The following is a 3,747-nucleotide window of genomic DNA, read 5'->3' as shown; positions in this document are numbered from 1 at the left end:
TATGACCCGTGGACCTTACGTTATTGCAAAACCGTCCACCGCATTCGGAACCGATGCTAAAATGTACGATTCCAGTTTTGGATGGCGATTTGTAAATCCGAAAATGCAAGCGCTTTACGGAACTGAAGGCATGGGACAAACCGCTGAAAATTTGGTGGATAAATATAATATCTCTCGTGAAGATCAAGATAAGTTTGCTTATTGGAGTCAGATGAAAGCTAGCAGAGCTCAGCAAAATGGCCGCTTGTCAAAAGAAATTATAACCGTCGAAATTCCACGTCGTAAAATGGATCCTATTAAATTTTCCGAAGATGAATTCGTAAAACCATCGACTACGCTTGAGGTTTTAGGGAAATTGCGTGGTGCATTCAAATCGGAAGGAGGCAGTGTAACAGCAGGAAATTCATCAGGATTAAATGATGGTGCCGCAGTGACAATTATCGCTTCGGAAGAGGCTGTAAAAAAATACGATTTAAAACCATTGGCAAGAATTGTAAGTTCTGCTGTGGTAGGTGTCGAACCGCGAATTATGGGTATCGGTCCTGTGGAAGCGTCAAATAAAGCACTCGAAAAAGCTGGCTTGACCATGGCAGATATGGATATTATTGAGCTTAACGAGGCGTTTGCAGCACAAGCTTTGGCATGCACCAGAGCTTGGGGATTGGCAGATGATGATCCAAGACTCAATCCCAATGGAGGCTCCATTGCCATTGGCCATCCGCTTGGTGTGACGGGAACGCGAATTGCCTATTCAGCTGCTTTGGAGTTAAAGGAAACCCAAAAACGATATGCATTGATTGCGATGTGCATTGGTGTCGGTCAAGGTTATGCTGCGATCATTGAAAATGTGAATATTGAACCTGCAAGGTTTTAAAACTTAGCGCAGTGATTTCACGCAGCGAAGCAAGTAAACCTTGTAGGTTTGAAAAAGCAAAAAATTTAATAATTAAGATACCCACTTTCGTGGGCATTATTATGAAAAAAATACAAAATTACGTCACAGGACAATGGATCGAAGGTAAAGGCGAAGGCGTTCCTATGTTTGATGCCATCACTGGAGAAGTCGTCGCACTGTCTGATACTACAGGTTTGGATTTTGCTGAAATCCTGAATTATGGACGGACTAAAGGCGGTGAACTCCTTCGTAAAATGACCTTTCAGGAACGTGGGAATATGTTGAAAAGTTTGGCATTATATCTTACCAAAAGAAAAGAAGCCTTTTACGAATTAAGCTATAGAACCGGAGCGACAAGAATAGACAGTTGGATTGATATTGAAGGCGGATTTGGAAATCTTTTTGCCAATGCGTCTTTAAGAAAATTATTTCCTAATCAATCGTATCATGTGGAGGGCGAGCCTATCGATTTATCTCGTGGTGGTCGTTTTATGGCACATCATATTATGGTGCCAAAACGTGGTGTTGCGGTTCATGTCAACGCTTTTAACTTCCCGGTTTGGGGCATGTTGGAAAAATGCGCAGCCAACTGGATGGCAGGAGTTCCGGCGGTTGTAAAACCTGCTACCGACGGATCTTTTTTGACCGAAGCTGTGGTGCGAGAAATTATTACTTCTAATATTTTGCCGGAAGGTGCACTCCAATTAATATCAGGTTCGGCACGAACTATTTTAGATACCGTCGAATCTCAGGACGTGGTGACATTTACGGGGTCGGCAATAACAGGAAGATTGCTAAAATCGCATCCGCGTATCATTCAAGAATCGGTGCCTTTTAATATGGAAGCGGATTCCTTGAACGCTTCTGTTTTAGGAGAAGATGCCCTTCCTGGAACGCCAGAATTTGATTTGTTTATCAAGGAAGTCAGAAACGAAATGACCGTAAAATGTGGGCAGAAATGTACCGCCATCCGCCGAATTATTGTTCCAGAAAACTTGATTGATGACGTGCAGATGGCCTTAGGAAAAGCGTTGGATAAGGTAACCATTGGCGATCCAAGATTAAAAGAAGTGCGCATGGGCGCTTTGATAAGTAGGGATCAAGTGACGGAAGTTAGAAACCGTGTTCAGGAATTGAATAAAACCGCAAACATTGTTTATGGCGATTTGGATAAAATAGAAACCATTGGTGCTGATGCCAAAAAAGGAGCTTTCTTAAGCCCGATGCTACTGCGTGAAGATGATCCGTTTAAGAATTTGGCTGTTCATGAAACTGAAGCGTTTGGGCCGATAAGCACCATTATGCCTTATAAAAATTTGGACGAAGCGATTGTTTTGGCACAAATGGGCAAAGGCTCATTAGTATCCTCAATTGCTACTTTTGATGATAAAATTGCCAAAGAATATGTCATCAATGCGGCAAGCCATCACGGTCGGATTTTAGTCATCAATCGTGAAATGGCCAAAGAGAGCACCGGACACGGTTCGCCCTTACCAACTTTGGTCCATGGTGGTCCAGGTCGTGCAGGTGGAGGTGAGGAAATGGGAGGCATTAGAGGTATTAAACATTATTTGCAGCGCACTGCCATTCAGGGTTCACCAACCACATTAACCGAAGTTACAGGAATTTATCAGGCGAAGGCCAAATATAAAGAAGCTGAGCAGCATCCGTTTAAATACCATTGGGAAGATATTCAACCGGGAATGTCATTAAAAACCCATAAACGAACGTTAACGGATACAGATATTATCAATTTTGCGAATCTGACGTGGGATCATTTTTATGCCCATACGGATACCACTTCTTTGGACGGCAGCATTTTTGAAAAACGAACCGCTCACGGTTATTTGATCATTGCCGCTGCGGCCGGATTGTTTGTCTATCCCAATAAAGGTCCGGTTGCTGCCAATTACGGATTGGAAGATTGCCGTTTTTTGCGACCTGTATATCATAATGATACCATTTATGTGCGATTGACCTGTAAGCAAAAAGTAGATCGCGATGTCGCTAACGCAGAACATCCAAGTGGCATCGTGAAATGGTTTGTTGAGGTTTTTGATGCCGATGATGAATTGGTCGCTGTAGCAACCATTTTGACCATGGTTCAGAAAAAGCAAGAGACTTTTGTTGAAATGACTGAGGAGAAAATTCAGGAATGTCTTTCAAAATTGACATCAGATAGCAAACCAAAATGGGGAATCATGACGCCGCAGCACATGTTGGAACATTTGGAGTATACCTATAAAATTGCATCGGGCGAAATTCAAAATTTTGAAGTGGCGACACCAGAGAAAATACTGGAAAAGGTACATGCAAGTTTGTATAACTATGAGAAATTTCCAAGAAATACAAAGTTTCCATCGCTTGAAAAAGATAAACTGGAACCATTGAGTCATGCAGATTTAGAAACTGCAAAACAAAAGTTTATAGAGCAAAGAGAAAAATATTTGGAGTTTTTCAAGGCGAATCCAGAAGCAAAATTGAAAAACCTTGTTTTTGGACAATTGAACAAATATGAATCTTATTTGTTAGAGAGAAAACACTTGAATCATCACTTTGAACAGTTTGAACTTTTATAGCCCAAACTGTTCAAAACACCTGAGAAATCGGGTGTTTGATAAATTAAAGTCGAATATAAAGTTTGATTTGTTATAAAAAAATTAATCGTCAACCTGCAAGGTTTTTAAAACCTTGTAGGTTTGAAAATGCCATAGTATTCAATAGAAAGCTCTCAATTATAAAGTAATCTGCAAGAATCAGAAATAGTTTTGATTCTTGCTTCTAAAAACCTTGATTCAAAACATGCAAAAACCATACGTAAAATTAAAAAACAAAAACGGAGTAGGATATAT

At 40.7% G+C, this 3,747-nt stretch carries 2 protein-coding genes; both read left to right on the top strand.

Features of this window, described 5'->3' with window-relative positions; all coding sequences use genetic code 11:
* A partial coding sequence (locus VNJ50_RS09280; protein ID WP_325581178.1) for an acetyl-CoA C-acyltransferase occupies positions 1-874 on the top strand: 874 nt, incomplete at its 5' end.
* 101 nt (positions 875-975) lie between these two features.
* On the top strand, positions 976-3,474 hold the full coding sequence (paaZ, locus tag VNJ50_RS09275; protein WP_325581176.1) for a phenylacetic acid degradation bifunctional protein PaaZ: 2,499 nt from the start codon (positions 976-978) through the stop codon (positions 3,472-3,474).
* Positions 3,475-3,747: the final 273 nt, after the last annotated feature.

The sequence above is a fragment of the Gelidibacter sp. genome (assembly GCF_035577925.1).
Taxonomy (GTDB): Bacteria; Bacteroidota; Bacteroidia; order Flavobacteriales; family Flavobacteriaceae; genus Gelidibacter.
This window is presented reverse-complemented; position numbering and strand designations above follow the sequence as displayed.